Raw genomic sequence first — 888 nt, forward strand, 5'->3', positions numbered from 1 at the left:
TGCGTTCGGCCTTGTACTTTCATAGTGCAGGATATTTCCTTTCCCATTTCTCGACAAAGGTAATGAATTGTTCGTATCCCTGCAAGGAATTCATCTCGTTGTTGTCCAATTGGAACACCTCACTGAGCTGCTGAGCCATTACCGGTTTGTCTTTATGTGATGCGCCGCTGAGTATCTGTCGCTTAACGTGTGCCACGCAGAACTGGTGTGCGGCACAGGGAAAGGCTGCACAGACGGAATTCTCTATTCCTTGCAATGCATCGGAAACGACTAAGTCTATCTGTTCGACGCCTCTTTGCTTCAAGGCCTCAAGCTCGTCTTTCCAGCAAAGAGCCCCTTCTGTGGGATGATTGACAACCGTGAGCACCTCCCTGCTGCCGTCTTCTAATACCCCCAGAATGGTATAGTAGGCTTCCTTGGACACCTGTCTGTCCCTACGGGTGGAAATAAAGGTGGCGTCGATATAGACGGCTAAGTAGTGGGAGGAAAGGCTACGGCAAAGCCACCGTTCGACGTCCTCACGGCAGCTGCCGGCAAGATGCGATACCTGCTGCTTGCTGTAGGAACGACCATAGACGCAATTTGAAATCTCGCCTATCTGCTCCGTGGTAAGACCTTTGGTGTAGAGGAGATTGAACAATTTGGCACGTTCCTCGCTTTCGCTGCGTATCAACCCTAAGAGAATGGGATAGAAGTTTCCGCTACGACTGCGCGGAATACGGAGCGAGAACTCAAAGCCGTGACTGTACCAACGACGAGAACGGAAACCATTGCATTGCTCATGGGCATTTTCGCTGACGAACAACTCTCGTTCATGATACATCAGGGAGTTCATGATTAATGACTGAAGGGTAACAAAACCCTCGCTGCTGCTTGTGTAATTCGAAA

1 pseudogene is annotated in these 888 nt (G+C 49.9%); it reads right to left on the reverse strand.

Going from position 1 to position 888, the window contains the following annotated elements:
• Nucleotides 1-22: 22 nt before the first annotated feature.
• Nucleotides 23-888: pseudogene (locus E0E16_RS04490) on the reverse strand (IS256 family transposase); the annotation flags it as partial.

Source organism: Prevotella rectalis (genome assembly GCF_900607215.1).
Classification (GTDB): domain Bacteria; phylum Bacteroidota; class Bacteroidia; order Bacteroidales; family Bacteroidaceae; genus Prevotella; species Prevotella brunnea.